The sequence below is a fragment of the Streptomyces sp. CC224B genome, from assembly GCF_030010595.1.
Classification (GTDB): domain Bacteria; phylum Actinomycetota; class Actinomycetes; order Streptomycetales; family Streptomycetaceae; genus Streptomyces; species Streptomyces longispororuber.
The window spans coordinates 39,591-55,813 of record NZ_JASCXL010000037.1 but is presented as its reverse complement, the minus strand read 5'-3'; the positions used below and the strand labels follow the sequence as shown (position 1 = coordinate 55,813).

At 75.5% G+C, this 16,223-nt stretch carries 1 protein-coding gene; it reads right to left on the bottom strand.

Going from position 1 to position 16,223, the window contains the following annotated elements; translation table 11 throughout:
* Position 1 precedes the first annotated feature (1 nt).
* Positions 2–15,991: a type I polyketide synthase gene (locus QK440_RS17045; protein WP_282793966.1), complete on the bottom strand. Its 15,990-nt coding sequence runs from the start codon at positions 15,989–15,991 to the stop codon at positions 2–4.
* Positions 15,992–16,223: the final 232 nt, after the last annotated feature.

Sequence of the window (16,223 nt, the reverse complement as noted above, 5' to 3'; positions counted from 1 at the left end):
CTCAGATGCCGAGTTCTTTGTCGATGAAGTCGAAGACCTCGTCGGCGGAGGCCGACTCGAGCTGCGAGGACACCGTCTCGCCGGCGGGCACCTCGGCGTCCGCGCCCTTCCACTTCGCCATCAGCGCCTCCAGCCGCATCGTGATGCGCATCCGGGCGCCGTCGTCGGGCGCGATGGCGCCGAGGCCCGCCTCCAGCCGGTCCAGCTCGCGCAGCGTGGAGTCGACCCCGTCGGCGTCGTCCTGGATCAGTTCCGTCCGCAGGTACCGGGCCAGGACGGCGGACGTGGGGTGGTCGAACACGAGGGTGGCGGGCAGCCGCAGCCCCGTGGCCCTGTTCAGGCGGTTGCGGACCTCCACGGCCGTCAGCGAGTCGAAGCCGAGCTCGCGGAAGGCCAGGTGGGCGTCCACGGACTCCGCGCCGGTGTAGCCGAGCACGGCGGCCGCGTGGGTGCGCACCAGGTCGAGCAGGATCATCTCGCGCTCGGGCTCGGTGAGCGGGGTGAGCCTGCGGCGCAGTTCGGCCGCCGCGTCGTCGCCCGCCGCGCCGTCGGCGGCCGTCTCGGCGGCCACGGACCGCTCGTACCGGCGCGCCTCGGGGACGGTGCCGATGAAGGGGCTGGGCCGGGCCGAGGTGAAGGCGGGCGCGAACCGCTCCCAGTCGAGGTCGGCGACGGCGAGGAAGGTCTCGTCGTACGCCACCGCCTGGGCGAGCGCGGCGACCGCGAGGTCCGGCGCCATCGGCCGCAGGCCGCGGCGCCGGAACTGCTCCTCGCCGTCGTCGCCGGCCATGCCGCCCCCGGCCCACAGCCCCCACGCCACGGACGTGGCGGTCAGGCCGCGCGCCCGGCGCTGCTCGGCGAGCGCGTCGAGGTGGGCGTTGGCGGCCGCGTACGCGCCCTGGCTGCCGCTGCCCCACACGCCCGCGTTGGAGGAGAACAGCACGAACGCGTCCAGGGCGGCCGTGCCCAGGAGGTCGTCGAGGTGCCGGGCGCCCGCGACCTTGCCGTCCAGGACACCCGCGACGTCGGCGGGGGTCATGTCGGCCAGCGGCCTGCCCTGGCCGACACCGGCCGCGTGGAACACCGAGCGCAGGGTGTGCCCGTCCTCGGCGAGCCGGCCGAGCAGGGCGGCGACGGCGTCCCGGTCGGCCACGTCGCACGCGGCGACGGTGACCTTGGCGCCCAGCTCCTCCAGTTCGGCCTGGAGCGCGGCGGCGCCGGGGGCGTCGGGTCCGCGACGGCTGGTGAGCACCAGGTGCTCGGCGCCCTCGCGGGCCAGCCAGCGGGCCACGTGCCCGCCGAGCGCGCCGGTGCCGCCGGTGATCAGCGCGGTGCCGCTCGGCGTCCACGCGCGCGGGGCGCCCGCCGGGAGCGGAGCCCGCACGAACCGGCGTACGAGCACCCCGGCCGCGCGGACCGCGAGCTGGTCCTCGTCACCGGCGCCCGCGAGGACCGCGGCGAGCCGGTCCGCGGCCCGGCCGTCGGCGACCCTGGGCAGGTCCACGAGGCCGCCCCACCGGTCCGGGTGCTCCAGGGCGGCGACCCGTCCCAGGCCCCACACCTCGGCCTGGCCCGGGCGGGCGGGGGCGTCGGCGGGCCCGGTGGCGACGGCGCCCCGGGTGACGGCCCACAGCCGCGCCCCGATGCCCGCGTCGCCGAGGGCCTGCACCAGCGCCACGGTGCCGGCGAGACCGGTGGAGACGCCCGGGTGGTCCGCGAGGGCGGACTCGTCGAGCGCGAGCAGGCTGAGGACACCGGCGGGCTTCCCGTCCGGCGCGGCGGCGTACTCCCGCAGCCGCCCGGCCAGGCCCTCGCGCGTCAACTCGGCGGCGGTGACCCGTACTTCGCCCACCCGAGCGCCCGCCTGTGCCAGGGCGGCAACGACGTCGGCGGCCGGCACCGCGCCGGAAGCGCCTCCGGCACCGGATTCCGCCAGGGCCTCGGGAATGACGACCAGCCAGCGGCCGGTGAGCCCGGCCGCCGGGAGGCCGCCCTCAAGGGGCTGCCAGTCCACCCGGTAGCGCCAACTGTCCACGGTGGACCGCTCGCGCCGCTGCCGCCGCCACGAGGACAGCACCGGCAGCACGGCACCCAGGCCGGCGGCGGAGCCGTCCTCCACCTCCAGCTCGGCGGCGAGCCGCTCCAGGTCCTCGCGCTCCACCGCGTCCCAGAACCGGGCCTCGACCTCGTCCGTGGCGAGCGGCGCGTCGTCGGCCTGCTCCTCCTGCGGGGCGGCGAGCAGCCAGTAGTGCTGGCGCTGGAAGGCGTACGTGGGCAGGTCGACGGTGGTACGGGCGCCGGGGAAGAGGGCCTTCCAGTCCAGCTCGGCACCGTGCGCGTGGGCCTCGGCGAACGACGCCGCCAGGCGGTCGGCGCCGCCCTCGTCGCGGCGCAGCGAGCCGAGGGTCGCGGCCTGGCTGTCGGTGGCGTCGATGGTGGCCTGGACCGGGACGGTGAGGACGGGGTGCGGGCTCATTTCCAGGAACAGACCATGTCCCTCGGCGAGCAGGCCGCGGGTGGCGTGCTCGAACAGGACCGTCTGGCGCAGGTTGCGGTACCAGTAGCCCGCGTCCATGGGCGTGTTGCCGTCCAGCCAGGCGCCCGTGAGGGTCGAGTACAGCGGGATCTGAGCGTCCTGCGGGGACACTCCGGCCAGCGCCTCGGCTATCTGTGCCTCGATCTGCTCGACGTACGACGAGTGCGAGGCGTAGTCCACCGGAATCGTGCGGGCACGGACGTCCCGGGCCACACACTGGGCGACCAGTTCCTCCAACGCCTCAGGCTCACCGGAGACCACCACCTGGGCGGGGCCGTTGACGGCCGCGACCTCGATGCGGCCCTCCCAACCGGCGATCAGCTCACGGACGTCGGCCTCGGGCAGCGGCACGGAGACCATGCCGCCCTTGCCCGACAGCTCGCGAATGGCCAGGCTGCGCAGGGCCACCACCCGGGCCGCGTCCTCCAGCGACAGGGCACCGGCCACGCACGCGGCGGCGATCTCACCCTGGCTGTGCCCGACGACGGCCGCAGGCTTCACGCCCGCCGCCTGCCACACAGCAGCAAGCGACACCATCACCGCGAAGAGGACCGGCTGCACCACATCGACGCGGTCGAAGTCGGCGCCGCCCAGCTCCTCGAACAGGTCCCAGTCCACGAACGCGCCCAGCGCTTCCGCACACTCCCGCATCCGCTCCGCGAACACCGGCGACTCGTCCAGCAGTTGCACCGCCATCCCGGCCCACTGCGACCCCTGCCCCGGGAACACGAACACCGCATGACCGGCCCCGCTCACCGCACGCCCGGTCACCACGCCCGGAGCCGCGGTGTCCCGCGCCAGGTGCTCCAGGGCGGTGAGGAGGGTGTCCCGGTCGCGGCCCAGGACGACGCCCCGGTGTTCGAAGCGCGAGCGGGTCGCGGCCAGTGTCCAGCCGACGTCGGCGAGGTCGAGGCCGGGGTCGGCGAGCAGCCGCTCGCGCAGCCGGGCGGCCTGGTCCCGCAGCGCGCCCTCGCCCTTCGCGGACAGGGCCAGCGGCAGCACGCCCTCGACGACCGGCACGGGGGCGTCGGTGTCGGCGTCGGGGGCCGGTTCCTCGGCCGGCGGGGCCTGCTCCAGGATGACGTGGGCGTTGGTGCCGCTCATGCCGAAGGAGGAGACGCCCGCGCGGCGGGGTGCGCCGGGCTCGCGCTCGGGCCAGTCGCGCGGCTCGGTCAGCAGCGCGACGGCGCCCTCGGTCCAGTCGACCTCGGGGGTCGGCTCGTCGATGTGCAGCGTCTGCGGCAGGACGCCGTACCGCATGGCGAGGACCATCTTCATCACGCCCGCGACGCCGGAGGCGGCCTGGCTGTGGCCGATGTTGGACTTGATGGAGCCCAGCCACAGGGGTTCGCCGGACTCGGGGCGCTCCTGGCCGTAGGTGGCGAGCAGCGCCTGCGCCTCGATCGGGTCGCCCAGCGTCGTACCGGTGCCGTGCGCCTCGACCGCGTCGACGTCGGCGCCGGTCAGGCGGGCGTTGGCGAGGGCGGCGCGGATGACGCGCTGCTGGGAGGGGCCGTTCGGGGCGGTGAGCCCGTTGCTGGCGCCGTCCTGGTTGACGGCCGAACCCCGCACCACCGCCAGGACCTTGTGGCCGTTGCGGCGGGCGTCGGAGAGGCGCTCCAGGAGCACCATGCCGACGCCCTCGGCCATGCCCATGCCGTCGGCGGCGGCCGCGAAGGCCTTGCAGCGGCCGTCGGCGGCGAGGCCGCGCTGCTGGCTGAAGGCGATCAGGGCGCCCGGTGACGACATCACGGCGACGCCGCCCGCGAGGGCCAGCGAGCACTCGCCCTGGCGCAGCGCCTGCGCGGCCAGGTGCATCGCGACCAGCGACGACGAGCAGGCCGTGTCGACGGTGACCGCCGGGCCTTCGAGGCCGAAGGTGTAGGCGATGCGGCCGGAGACGACGCTGGGCGCGCTGCCGGTGAGGATGTGCCCCTCGGCGCCCGCGGAGAGCTGGCCGGGGGCGGTGCCGTAGTCCTGGTAGTTGGTGCCGACGAACACTCCGGCGGCCTGGCCGCGGACGGTCTTCGGGTCGATCCCGGCGCGCTCGAAGGCCTCCCAGGAGGTTTCGAGGAGGAGCCGCTGCTGCGGGTCCATGGCCAGGGCCTCGCGCGGCGAGATGCCGAAGAAGGCCGGGTCGAAGGCGCCCGCGTCGTGCAGGAAGCCGCCGCCGCGGGTCGTGGTGGTGCCGGGGGTCTCCGGGTCCGGGTCGTACAGGTGGGCGGTGTCCCAGCCGCGGCCGGCCGGGTAGCCGCCGACGACGTCGGCGCGGTCCTGGAGGACCTGCCACATCTGCTCGGGGCTGCTGATGCCGCCCGGGTAGCGGCAGCTCATGGCGACGATGGCGATGGGCTCGTCGGTGGCGGCCGCGACCGGCACGGCCGGGGCGGGCGCCGCGGCCGTGCCCGCGCCGAGGACCTGGGTGCGCAGGTAGGCGGCCAGGGCGGTGCCGTTGGGGTGGTCGAAGACGACCGTGGTGGGCAGCTTCAGACCGGTGGCGGCGCCGAGGCGGTTGCGCAGGTCGACGGCGGTGAGCGAGTCGAAGCCGAACTCGCGGAACGCGCGCTCGGGGTCGAGGGCCGCCGCGGACTCGTAGCCGAGGACGCCAGCGGCGTGGGTGAGCACGAGGTCGACCAGGGCGCGGTCCTGTTCGGGCGCGGTGAGGCCGGTCAGGCGCTCGCGCAGCGCCGACGCCTTGGTGGCGGTCTCCCCGGTGGCCGCGTCGCCGTCCTCGCCGCCCTGGGCGGCGAGGACGCGCTGGGCGTCGGGCAGGTCCGCGAGGAGCGGGCGGGCGCGCCGGGAGGTGAACACGGGCACGAACTGGTCCCAGTCCACGTCGGCGAGCGCCAGGAACGTCTCGTCGGCGTCGAGGGCCTGCCGCATGCCCGTGAACGCCAGGCCCGGGTCGAGGAACGGCAGGCCCTGGCGGCGCAGTTGCTCGGGGTCGACGTCGACGGGCGCGCTGCCGCTCTCGTGGGGGTTGACGACGTTCCACACGCCCCAGGCGAGGGAGGTGGCGGTCAGGCCGCGGGCCCTGCGGTGCTCGGCGAGGGCGTCGAGGTAGGCGTTGGCGGCGGCGTACGCGGCGTGGTCGCCGCTGCCCCAGACGCCCGCGATGGAGGAGAAGAGGACGAACGCGTCGAGCTGCTCGGCCCGTTCGCCGTCCAGGAGTTCGTCCAGGACGACCGCGCCCGCGACCTTGGCGGCGACGATGTCGGCGAACTCGGCGAGCGTGGTGGTGGCGATCGGCGCCAGCTCGATGAGCGCGGCGGCGTGGACGACGGCGCGCAGGGTGTGCCCGTCGGCGGCCAGCCGGTCGAGGAGCGCGGCGACGGCGTCGCGGTCGGCGACGTCGCAGGCGGCGATCGTCACCTGGACGCCCATGCCCTCCAGTTCGGCGCGGAGCTCGTCGGCGCCGGGCGCGGCGGGGCCGCGGCGGCTGGTGAGCACCAGGTGCTCGGCGCCCTCGCCGGCCAGCCGGCGGGCGATGTGCGGGCCGAGGGCGCCGGTGCCACCGGTCACCAGGACGGTGCCGCGCGGTGTCCACGAGCCCTCCCGGGCCGGGGCGGTGGTGTCGGCGGGCTCGGCCCGGACGAGGCGGCGTACGACGACGCCGGAGCCGCGCACGGCGAGCTGGTCCTCGTCGCCGGCGCCCGCGAGGATCCCGGCGAGGCGGGCCCCGGTACGGCTGTCGGCGGTCTCCGGCAGGTCGATCAGGCCGCCCCAGCGGTCGGGGTGCTCCAGGGCCACGACGCGGCCGAGGCCCCAGGTCTGCGCCTGGGCGGGGCTGGTGACGCGGTCGTCGCGCCCGGTGGAGACGGCTCCGCTGGAGACCGCCCACAGCCGCGCGCCGACGCCCGCGTCGCCGAGGGCCTGCACCAGCGCGACGGTGCCAGCGAGCCCGGCGGGCAGCACCGGGTACTCCGGGTGGGGCCGCTCGGCGAGGGCGAGCAGGGAGACGACACCGGCGAGGCCGTCCGGCCCGTGCGCGCGCAGCCGCCCGGCCAGCTCCTCCCGGCCCAACTCCGTTTCGTCGACGCGCAGTTCGACGGTGTCCGCCCCGGCGGACGTCAGCGCCTGCGTGACACCGGACGTCCACGGGTGCTCCGCCGCCTCCTCGGGGACGACGACCAGCCAGCGGCCCGTGAGGACCGGCCCGGGCAGGCCGCCCTTGAGCGGCTTCCAGGTGACGCGGTAGCGCCAGCCGTCGACGGTGGACTGCTCGCGCCGCTGCCGCCGCCACGACGACAGGACGGGCAGGACGGCGCCCAGCTCGGCGGCGGAGCCGTCGGCCACGTCGAGTTCGGCGGCGAGCTGCTCCAGGTCCTCGCGCTCCACGGCCTCCCAGAAGCGGGCCTCGACCTCGTCCACGGCGGCGGCGGGCTCGGCGCCCGGCTCGTCCTGCGGCGGGAGCAGCCAGTAGTGCTGGTGCTGGAAGGCGTACGTGGGCAGGTCGACGGTGGCGGCGCCGGGGAACAGGGCCGTCCAGTCCAGCTCGGCGCCGTGGACGTGGGCCTCGGCGACCGAGGCGAGCAGCCGCTCGGCGCCGCCCTCGTCCCGCCGCAGCGACCCGAGAGCGGTCGCCGCCCCCTCGCGCCCGGCGGCCTCGATGGTGGCCTGGACCGGGACGGTGAGGACCGGGTGCGGGCTCATCTCCAGGAACAGCCCGTGCCCCTCGGCGAGGAGCCCCCGCGTGGCGTGCTCGAACAGCACGGTCCGGCGCAGGTTGCGGTACCAGTACCCGGCGTCCATCGGCGTGTCCGCGTCCAGCCACTGGCCGGTGAGCGTGGAGTACAGCGGTACGTCGGCGGCGCGCGGGGCCACCGGGGCCAGGACCTCCGCGAGGTGGGACTCGATCGCCTCCACCTGGGCGGAGTGCGAGGCGTAGTCGACGGGGATGGTGCGGGCGCGGACGTCACGGGCGACGCACCGGGCCACCAGCTCCTCCAGCGCGCCCGGATCACCGGAGACGACCACCTGAGCGGGGCCGTTGACGGCCGCGACCGAGACGCGCTCGCCCCACGTGGTGATCAGCTCGCGCACCTCGGCCTCGGGCAGCGGCACGGACACCATGCCGCCCTTGCCCGACAGCTCGCGAATAGCCAGGCTGCGCAAAGCAACGACCCGGGCCGCGTCCTGCAAGGACAGGGCACCGGCCACACACGCGGCGGCGATCTCACCCTGGCTGTGCCCGACAACCGCAGCAGGCTGCACACCCGCCGCCTGCCACACCGCGGCAAGGGACACCATCACGGCGAACAACACCGGCTGGACCACATCGACGCGGTCGAACCGCTCCCCGCCCAGCTCCTCGAACAGGTCCCAGTCCACGAACTCCGACAGCGCATCCGCACACTCCCGCATCCGCTCCGCGAACACCGGCGAGTCGTCCAGCAGTTGAACCGCCATCCCGGCCCACTGCGACCCCTGCCCCGGGAACACGAACACCGGGCGGACCGGGTCCCCCTGGGCGCGGCCCACGACCAGGCCCTGCGTGGTGGCGTCGTCCTGCGCGAGCCGTTCGAGTCCGGCGAGGAGTGCGTCGCGGTCCCGGCCGAGGACGACACCCCGGTGCTCGAACCGCGACCGTGCCACCCCCAGCGACCAGCCGACGTCGCCGAGCCCGAGCCCGGTGTGCGCCAGCAGGTGCTCGCGCAGGCGGTCCGCCTGGGCCCGCAGCGCCTCGGGCGTCTTCGCCGACAGGGTCAGCGGGACCACTCCGGAGAGCACCGGCGGCTCGGGGGCCGCGGCGGGGGCGGGCCGCTCGGCCTCCCGCGCCTCCTCGATGATCACGTGGGCGTTGGTGCCGCTGACGCCGAACGACGAGACACCGGCGCGGCGCGGCGTCGTGCCGTCCCGCTCGGGCCACGTACGGGCCTCGGCGAGGAGCTCGACGGTCCCGGCCGACCAGTCGACTTCGGGCGTCGGCGCGTCCATGTTCAGCGTGCGCGGCAGGAGGCCGTGCCGCATCGCCATGACCATCTTGATGACACCGGCGACACCGGCGGCGGCCTGGGTGTGCCCGATGTTCGACTTCACCGAGCCGAGCAGCAGCGGCCGGTCGGCCGGGCGCTGCTTGCCGTACGTGGCGATGAGCGCCTGGGCCTCGATGGGGTCGCCGAGCGGTGTACCGGTGCCGTGGGCCTCGACGGCGTCGACGTCGGCGGGCGTCAGGCGGGCGTTGGCGAGGGCCTGGGTGATGACGCGCTGCTGGGAGGGGCCGTTGGGGGCGGTGAGGCCGTTGCTTGCGCCGTCCTGGTTGACGGCGGAGCCGCGCACGACGGCGAGGACCGGGTGGCCGTTGCGGCGGGCGTCGGACAGCCGCTCCAGGACGAGCATGCCGACGCCCTCGCCCCAGCTCGTGCCGTCGGCGGCCGCCGCGAACGGCTTGCAGCGGCCGTCGGGGGCCAGGCCGCGCTGGCGGCTGAACTCCAGGAAGGTCCCCGCGGTGGGCATGACCGTCACGCCGCCCGCGAGGGCCATGGTGCACTCGCCCTGCCGCAGCGCCTGCGCGGCCAGGTGCAGCGCCACCAGCGACGACGAGCACGCCGTGTCGACGGTGACCGCCGGGCCTTCGAGGCCGAAGGAGTACGAGATGCGGCCGGAGGCGATGGCGCCGGAGCTGCCGGTGCCGAGGTAGCCGCCGAGGTCCTCGGGGACGCTGCTGAGCTGGGAGCCGTACTCGTGGTAGATGAGGCCGGCGAAGACGCCCGTGGCGCTGCCGTGCAGCGTGGCCGGGTCGATCCCGGCGCGCTCGAACGCCTCCCAGGAGGTTTCGAGCAGGAGCCGCTGCTGCGGGTCCATGGCGAGGGCTTCGCGCGGCGAGATGCCGAAGAAGGCCGGGTCGAAGTCGCCCGCGTCGTGCAGGAATCCGCCCTCGCGGGCGTAGCTGGTGCCGACGCGGTCGGGGTCGGGGTCGTAGAGGGACGCGGTGTCCCAGCCGCGGCCCTCCGGGAACTCGGTGATGGCCTCCTCACCGGCGGTGAGCAGCCGCCACAGGTCCTCGGGGCTGCCGACGCCGCCGGGGAAGCGGCAGCTCATCGAGACGATGGCGATGGGCTCGTCCTGCGTGGCGACGGCGGCGGTCGTCCCGGCCGCCGCGGCCTCGGGCGCGTCGCCGAGGAGTTCGCCGCCCAGGTACTGGGCGAGGGCCTTCGGCGTGGGGTAGTCGAAGACGAGGCCCGCGGGCAGGCGCAGGGCGGTGGCGGCGTTGAGGCGGTTGCGCAGTTCGACGGAGGTGAGCGAGTCGAAGCCCAGCTCCTTGAACGCCTTGGTGGGCGTGACGTCCTCGCCCGAGGCGTAGCCGAGGACGGCGGCCACCTGGGCGCGGACGAGGTCGAGCAGGGCGCGTTCGCGGTTCTCCGGCGGCAGCGCCGCGAGCTGGTCGGCGAGCGTGGTCCCGGCCGCCGAGGGCCCGGACTCGACGACGCGCCGGGTACGGGTCCCGCCGCGGACGAGGCCGCGGAAGAGCGGGGGCACCTCCGCGCCGAACTGCCGGCGCAGGGCGTCGGTGTCGAGCTTCAGCGGCACCAGGGCCGCGTCGGGCCGGGCGAGGGAGGTGTCGAGGAGGTCGAGGCCTTCCTCGGCGGTCAGCGCGGCGACACCGGCGCGGGCCATCCGCTCCAGGTCGTCGTCGGCGAGGGCTCCGGCCATGCCGCCCTGGTCGGCCCACAGCCCCCACGCCAGCGAGGTCGCGGCCAGGCCCCGCGCGCGCCGGTACTGGGCCAGCGCGTCCAGGAACGCGTTGGCGGCGGCGTAGTTGGCCTGCCCGGCACTGCCCAGCACACCGGCAGCCGAGGAGAACAGCACGAAGGCCGACAGGTCCAGGTCCGCGGTCAGCTCGTGCAGGTTGACGGCCGCGTCGACCTTCGGGCGCAGGACCGTGTCCAGACGCTCGGGGGTGAGCGAGGTGAGCACGCCGTCGTCGACGACGCCCGCGACATGCACCACGGCCCGCAGTTCGGTCCGTACGCCGTCGATCAGCGCGGCCACGGCTTCGCGGTCGGAGACGTCGCACGCGGCGATGGTCACCCGCGCGCCCAGCTCCTCCAGCTCGGCGCGCGCCTGGTCCGCGCCCGGGGTCTGCTCGCCCCGGCGCGAGGCCAGCAGCAGGTCCCGTACGCCGTGCTCACCGGCCAGGTGCCGGGCCACGACCCGGCCCAGACCGCCAAGCGCACCCGTGACCAGGACGGTGCCCTGGCCGTCGAAGCGCGGCGGCAGCGTCAGGACCACCTTGCCCACGTGCCGGGCCTGGCTCAGGTAGCGGAAGGCCTCCGGCGCCCGGCGCACGTCCCAGGCCCTGACCGGCAGCGGCTCCAGCACACCCCGCTCGAACAGCGAGAGCACCTCCGCCAGCATCTCCTTGATCCGGTCGGGCGACATCTCGGCGAGGTCGAAGCTCTGGTAGGCCACGCCGGGGTGGGCGTCGGCCACGGTCGCGGGGTCGCGGAGGTCGGTCTTGCCCATCTCCACGAACCGTCCGCCGCGCGGCAGCAGCCGCAGCGACGCGTCCACGAACTCCCGTGCCAGGGAGTTCAGGACCACGTCCACGCCCCGGCCGTCGCTGGCCGCGAGCACGGACGCCTCGAAGTCGAGGGTGCGGGAGGAGGCGATGCGGGCGTCGTCGAGGCCCAGGTCGCGGAGCACGTGCCACTTCCCGGCGCTGGCGGTGCCGTACACCTCGGCCCCGAAGTGCCGGGCGAGCTGCACCGCCGCCATACCCACACCACCGGCCGCCGCGTGCACCAGCACCGACTCCCCCGCCTGGAGGTCCGCCAGGTCCCGCAGCGCGTAGTACGCCGTCAGGAACACCGTCGGCACCGACGCCGCCTGCGCGAACGACCAGCCCTCGGGGATGCGCGCGACCATCCGGGCGTCGGCGACCGCCAGCGGGCCGAAGCCGCCGTCGACGAGGCCGAGGACGCGGTCGCCGACGGCGAGGTCCGTCACGTCGGCGCCGACCTCGACGACGACACCGGCGCCCTCGGTGCCCATCACCGCGTCCCCCGGGTACATGCCCAACGCGATGAGCGCGTCACGGAAGTTGACGCCCGCCGCGCGGACCTCGACGCGGACCTCGCCCGCGCCGAGCGGCCTGCCCGCCCACTCCGGGGCGTCCTCGGCGACCGGCAGCAGGGCCAGGTTCTCCAGCGTGCCGCGGTCGGTGACGCCGAGCTGCCAGACGTCGGCGGCCGGGACGTCGAGGGCGCCGCCGCCGGCCCGGGCCAGGCGCGGCACCCAGACCACGTCGCCGCGCACGGCCACCTGCGGCTCGTCGAGGCCCAGGGCGCCCGGCAGCAGTGCGAGCGCGGCGTCCGTGCCGTCGACGTCGGCGAGGACGAGGCGACCGGGGTTCTCCGACTGCGCCGAGCGGAGCAGACCCCACACCGGGGCGTCGATCAGGCCGGACGCCGAGACCACGTCACCGGAGCCCACACCCACGGCACCCCGCGTCACCACGACCAGCCGCGCGTCCTCGCCGCCCTCGTACGACAGCCACTCCCCCACCGTGGCGAGAGTGCGGTGCAGCGAGGCGCGCACCGCCGCGGCGGTGTCGCCGCCGCCCTCCGCACCCGCACAGGTCACGAACACGGCCTCGGGAGCGGGAGCGCCGCCGCCGACCGCGTCGGCCAGCGCCGCCACGTCCGCGTACGCCGCCACGGACGCACCGGCACCCTCCAGCGCGGCCCGTAGCCCCCACTCGTCCGCGCCCAGGACGGCGTAGCCGACAGGGTCCGCCGGGGCGGGGGCCGACACGACGGTCCAGTCGACCTGGAAGAGCGCGTCGTCGTGGGCGTCGGACGCGGCCGCCAGCTCGTCGGTGGCGAGGGCACGCAGCAGCAGCTCGTCCACGGTGGCGACGGGCCGGCCCGTCTCGTCCGCGGCGGTCAGCGTCACGGCTCCGGACGCGGTCGGCGCGATGCGGACGCGCAGGGTGGCGGCACCGGTCGCGTACAGCGTCACACCGGTCCAGGAGAACGGCAGCCGCGCCCCTTCGGTGCCGTCCGTTCCCAGCGTGGTCAGGGCGATGCCGTGGAGGCTCGCGTCGAGGAGCGCCGGGTGCAGGCCGTAGGCACCGGCCTCGTCGCGTTCGCCCTCCGCCAGCGCGACCTCGGCGAAGACCTCGTCGCCGCGCCGCCAGGCCGCTCGTACGCCCTGGAAGGCCGGGCCGTAGCCGAGGCCCGCGGCGGCGAAGCCCGCGTACAGCTCGTCCGTGTCCACGGCGGTGGCGCCGGCCGGGGGCCACTGGGCCAGGCCGGTGTCGGCGGGGTGCGCGGCGGCGGCCGGGTCGGCGGCGGCGAGGACGCCCGCCGCGTGCCGGGTCCACGGCTCGTCGGGCACGTCGTTGTGGCGCCGCGAGTGCAGCGTGAAGGTGCGGCGCCCGGACTCGTCGGGCTCCTCCACCCAGAGCTGGAGCTGGACGGCGCCGTCGTCGGGCAGCACCAGCGGCGCCTCCAGGACCAGCTCGTCGAGCAGGTCGCAGCCGACCTCGTCACCGGCCCGCACGGCCAGTTCGACGAAGGCCGTGCCGGGCAGCAGCGCCCGGCCCGCGACGACGTGGTCGGCCAGCCAGGGCTGCGCGTCGAGCGACAGCAGGCCCGTGAACAGGCGTGCCTCGCCCCCGGCGACCTGCACGGCCGCGCCGAGCAGCGGGTGGTCGGCGGCGGCGAGCCCGGCGGCGGTCACGTCGCCGGTGAGGGCGGGGGCGTGCAGCCAGTAGCTCTGCCGCTGGAAGGCGTAGGTCGGCAGGTCGACGCGGCGGCGGGACTCGACCGGGGCGTACAGCGGCGCCCAGTCGACGGTGGCGCCGCGCACGTGGAGGTGCGCGAGGGCGGTCAGGAAGGTGTCGGTCTCGGGCCGGTCCTTGCGGACGGCCGCGACGAGCCCGGCCTGGCTCTCGGGCTCGGTGAGCGCCTCGTGCGCCATGGCCGTGAGCACGGAGTCGGGGCCGAGTTCGAGGAGCGTGGAGACGCCGAAGCCGGTGAGGGCGCCCAGGCCGTCGTGGAAGCGGACGGCCTCGCGGATGTGCCGCACCCAGTACTCGGGGTCCTTCAGCTCGTCCGCGGTGGCGAGGCGGCCGGTGAGGTTGGAGACGACCGGCAGCTTCGGATCCTGATACGTCAGACCCCGCGCGACCTGGCGGAAGTCGTCGAGCATCGGATCCATGAGCGGCGAGTGGAACGCGTGCGACACCTTCAGCCGCCGCACCTTGCGCCCCTCACCACGCAGCGAGTCCTCAATGGCTTCGAGGGCCGCACGGTCACCGGACAGGACAATCTGCGCGGGACCGTTGACGGCCGCCACACCGACCCTGTCCGCAAGCCCGTCCAGCAGCGGCAGCACCTCGGCCTCCGTCGCCTGGACCGCCAGCATGCCGCCACCCTCGGGCAGCGCCTGCATCAACCGGCCCCGCGCAGCCACCAGTCGCACCGCGTCCTCAAGCGACCACAGCCCGGCCACGTGCGCGGCGGCCAGCTCACCGATCGAGTGCCCGCCGACGATCTCGGGACGTACACCGAAGGACTCCGCGAGCCGGAACAGCGCCACTTCCATGGCGAACAGCGCGGGCTGCGCGTACTCGGTCCGGGCGAGCAGCTCGGCGTCCGTACCGAACATCACGCTCTGGAGCGAACGTTCTATCAAGCCGTCGAAGAGGTCACACACCTCGTCCAACGCCTCGGCGAACACCGGGAACGTCTCGTACAGTTCGCGGCCCATACCCGGGCGCTGACTGCCCTGCCCGGTGAAGACGACACCGAGGCGGCCCTCGGCCACGGCGCCGGAGACGGGGCCCGGCCCGCCGTCCGCGAGCGTCCGGAGGCCGGTGAAGAAGTCCTCGCGGTGGCGGCCGAGGACGACGGCCCGGTGCTCGTGCACGGCACGGCTCGAAAGGAGCGACCAGCCGACGTCCACGGCGTCCAGGCCCTCGTCGCCCGCGACGTGCTCGCGCAGCCGCGCGGCCTGCGCCCGCAGCGCCTCCGGGCTGCGCGCCGACACCAGCCACGGCACCGCCGTCACCGGAGCGACCGGCTCCACGACCTCGGCCGCTTCGGCGGGCTCCTCGACCGGCGCCTGCTCCACGATCACATGCGCGTTGGTGCCGCTCACCCCGAACGACGACACACCCGCGCGGCGCGGGACACCGTCCTCGCGCTCGTCCCAGGGTCGCGCGTCGGTGAGCAGTTCGACGGCCCCGGCGGACCAGTCGACGTGCGTGCTGGGCCGGTCCACGTGCAGCGTCCGCGGCAGGACACCCGCGCGCATCGCCATGACCATCTTCATGACGCCCGCGACGCCGGCCGCGGCCTGGGTGTGGCCGATGTTGGACTTGATCGAGCCCAGCCACAGGGGCCGGTCCTCCGGGCGCTCCTGGCCGTACGTGGCGAGCAGCGCCTGCGCCTCGATCGGGTCGCCCAGGGTGGTGCCGGTCCCGTGGCCCTCGACGGCGTCGATCTGCTCGGGGGCGAGGCGCGCGTTGGCGAGGGCCTGGAGGATGACGCGCTGTTGCGAGGGCCCGTTGGGAGCGGTGAGGCCGTTGCTGGCGCCGTCCTGGTTGACGGCGGAGCCGCGCACGACCGCCAGGACCTCGTGGCCGTTGCGCCGGGCGTCCGACAGGCGCTCCAGGAGCAGCAGGCCCGCGCCCTCGCCCCAGCCCGTGCCGTCGGCGGCGTCCGCGTACGGCTTGCAGCGGCCGTCGAGGGCGAGGCCGCGCTGCTTGCTGAAGTCGACGAAGGTGCCCGGCGTGAACATCACGGTCACGCCGCCCGCGAGGGCGAGGGTGCACTCGCCCTGGCGCAGCGCCTGCACGGCGAGGTGCAGGGCGACCAGGGACGACGAGCACGCCGTGTCGATGGTGACGGCGGGCCCCTCCAGGCCGAAGGTGTAGGCGACGCGGCCGGAGACGATGCTGCTGGACGCCCCGGTGCCGAGGTACCCCTCGACGTCCTCGGGCACCGAGTGCAGACGGGAGGCGTAGTCGTGGTACATGACGCCCGCGAAGACGCCAGTACGGCTGCCGCGCAGCGACGCCGGATCGATGCCCGCGCGCTCGAACACCTCCCAGGACGTCTCCAGGAGCAGCCGCTGCTGCGGGTCGGTGGCCAGCGCCTCGCGCGGGGAGATCCCGAAGAACGCGGCGTCGAACTGGTCGGCGTCGTGCAGGAAGCCGCCCTCACGGGCGTAGCTGGTGCCGGAGCTGTCGGGGTCCGGGTCGTAGAGCGCGTCGGCGTCCCAGCCGCGGTTGGCGGGGAACGGCGTCAGGGCGTCGGTGCCCTGGGCGACGAGCTGCCACAGCTCCTCCGGGGTACGGACGCCGCCGGGGTAGCGGCAGCTCATCGCGACGATCGCGATGGGCTCCTGGTCCCGCTCCTCCACCTCGCGCAGACGGCGGCGGGCCTGGCGCAAGTCGGATGTCGTCCGCTTGAGGTAGTCCCGAAGCTTCTCCTCGTTCGACATCTTTCGTCCGCTCCTCGTGGTGTTGGTGAAGGCCGCGCTGGTCGCGGTGGTCGTGCGGTTCACTTCGGGTACGTCGGGTCCTGCGGGTACGTCGGGTCCTGCGGGTACGTCCGGTCCTGCGGGTACGTCGGGTCCTACGGGCTCTGCCGGTGCTGCCGGTGCTGCCGGTGCTGCCGGTGTTGCGGGTGCTGCGTCGGGCACTGCGCGTTCCAGGGGCTCTCTGTGTTCCGGG

What these genes read in the sequence shown, in the direction of transcription:
- QK440_RS17045 (WP_282793966.1), bottom strand. Translation starts at nt 15,991, where the DNA reads ATGTCGAACGAGGAGAAGCTTCGGGACTACCTCAAGCGGACGACATCC.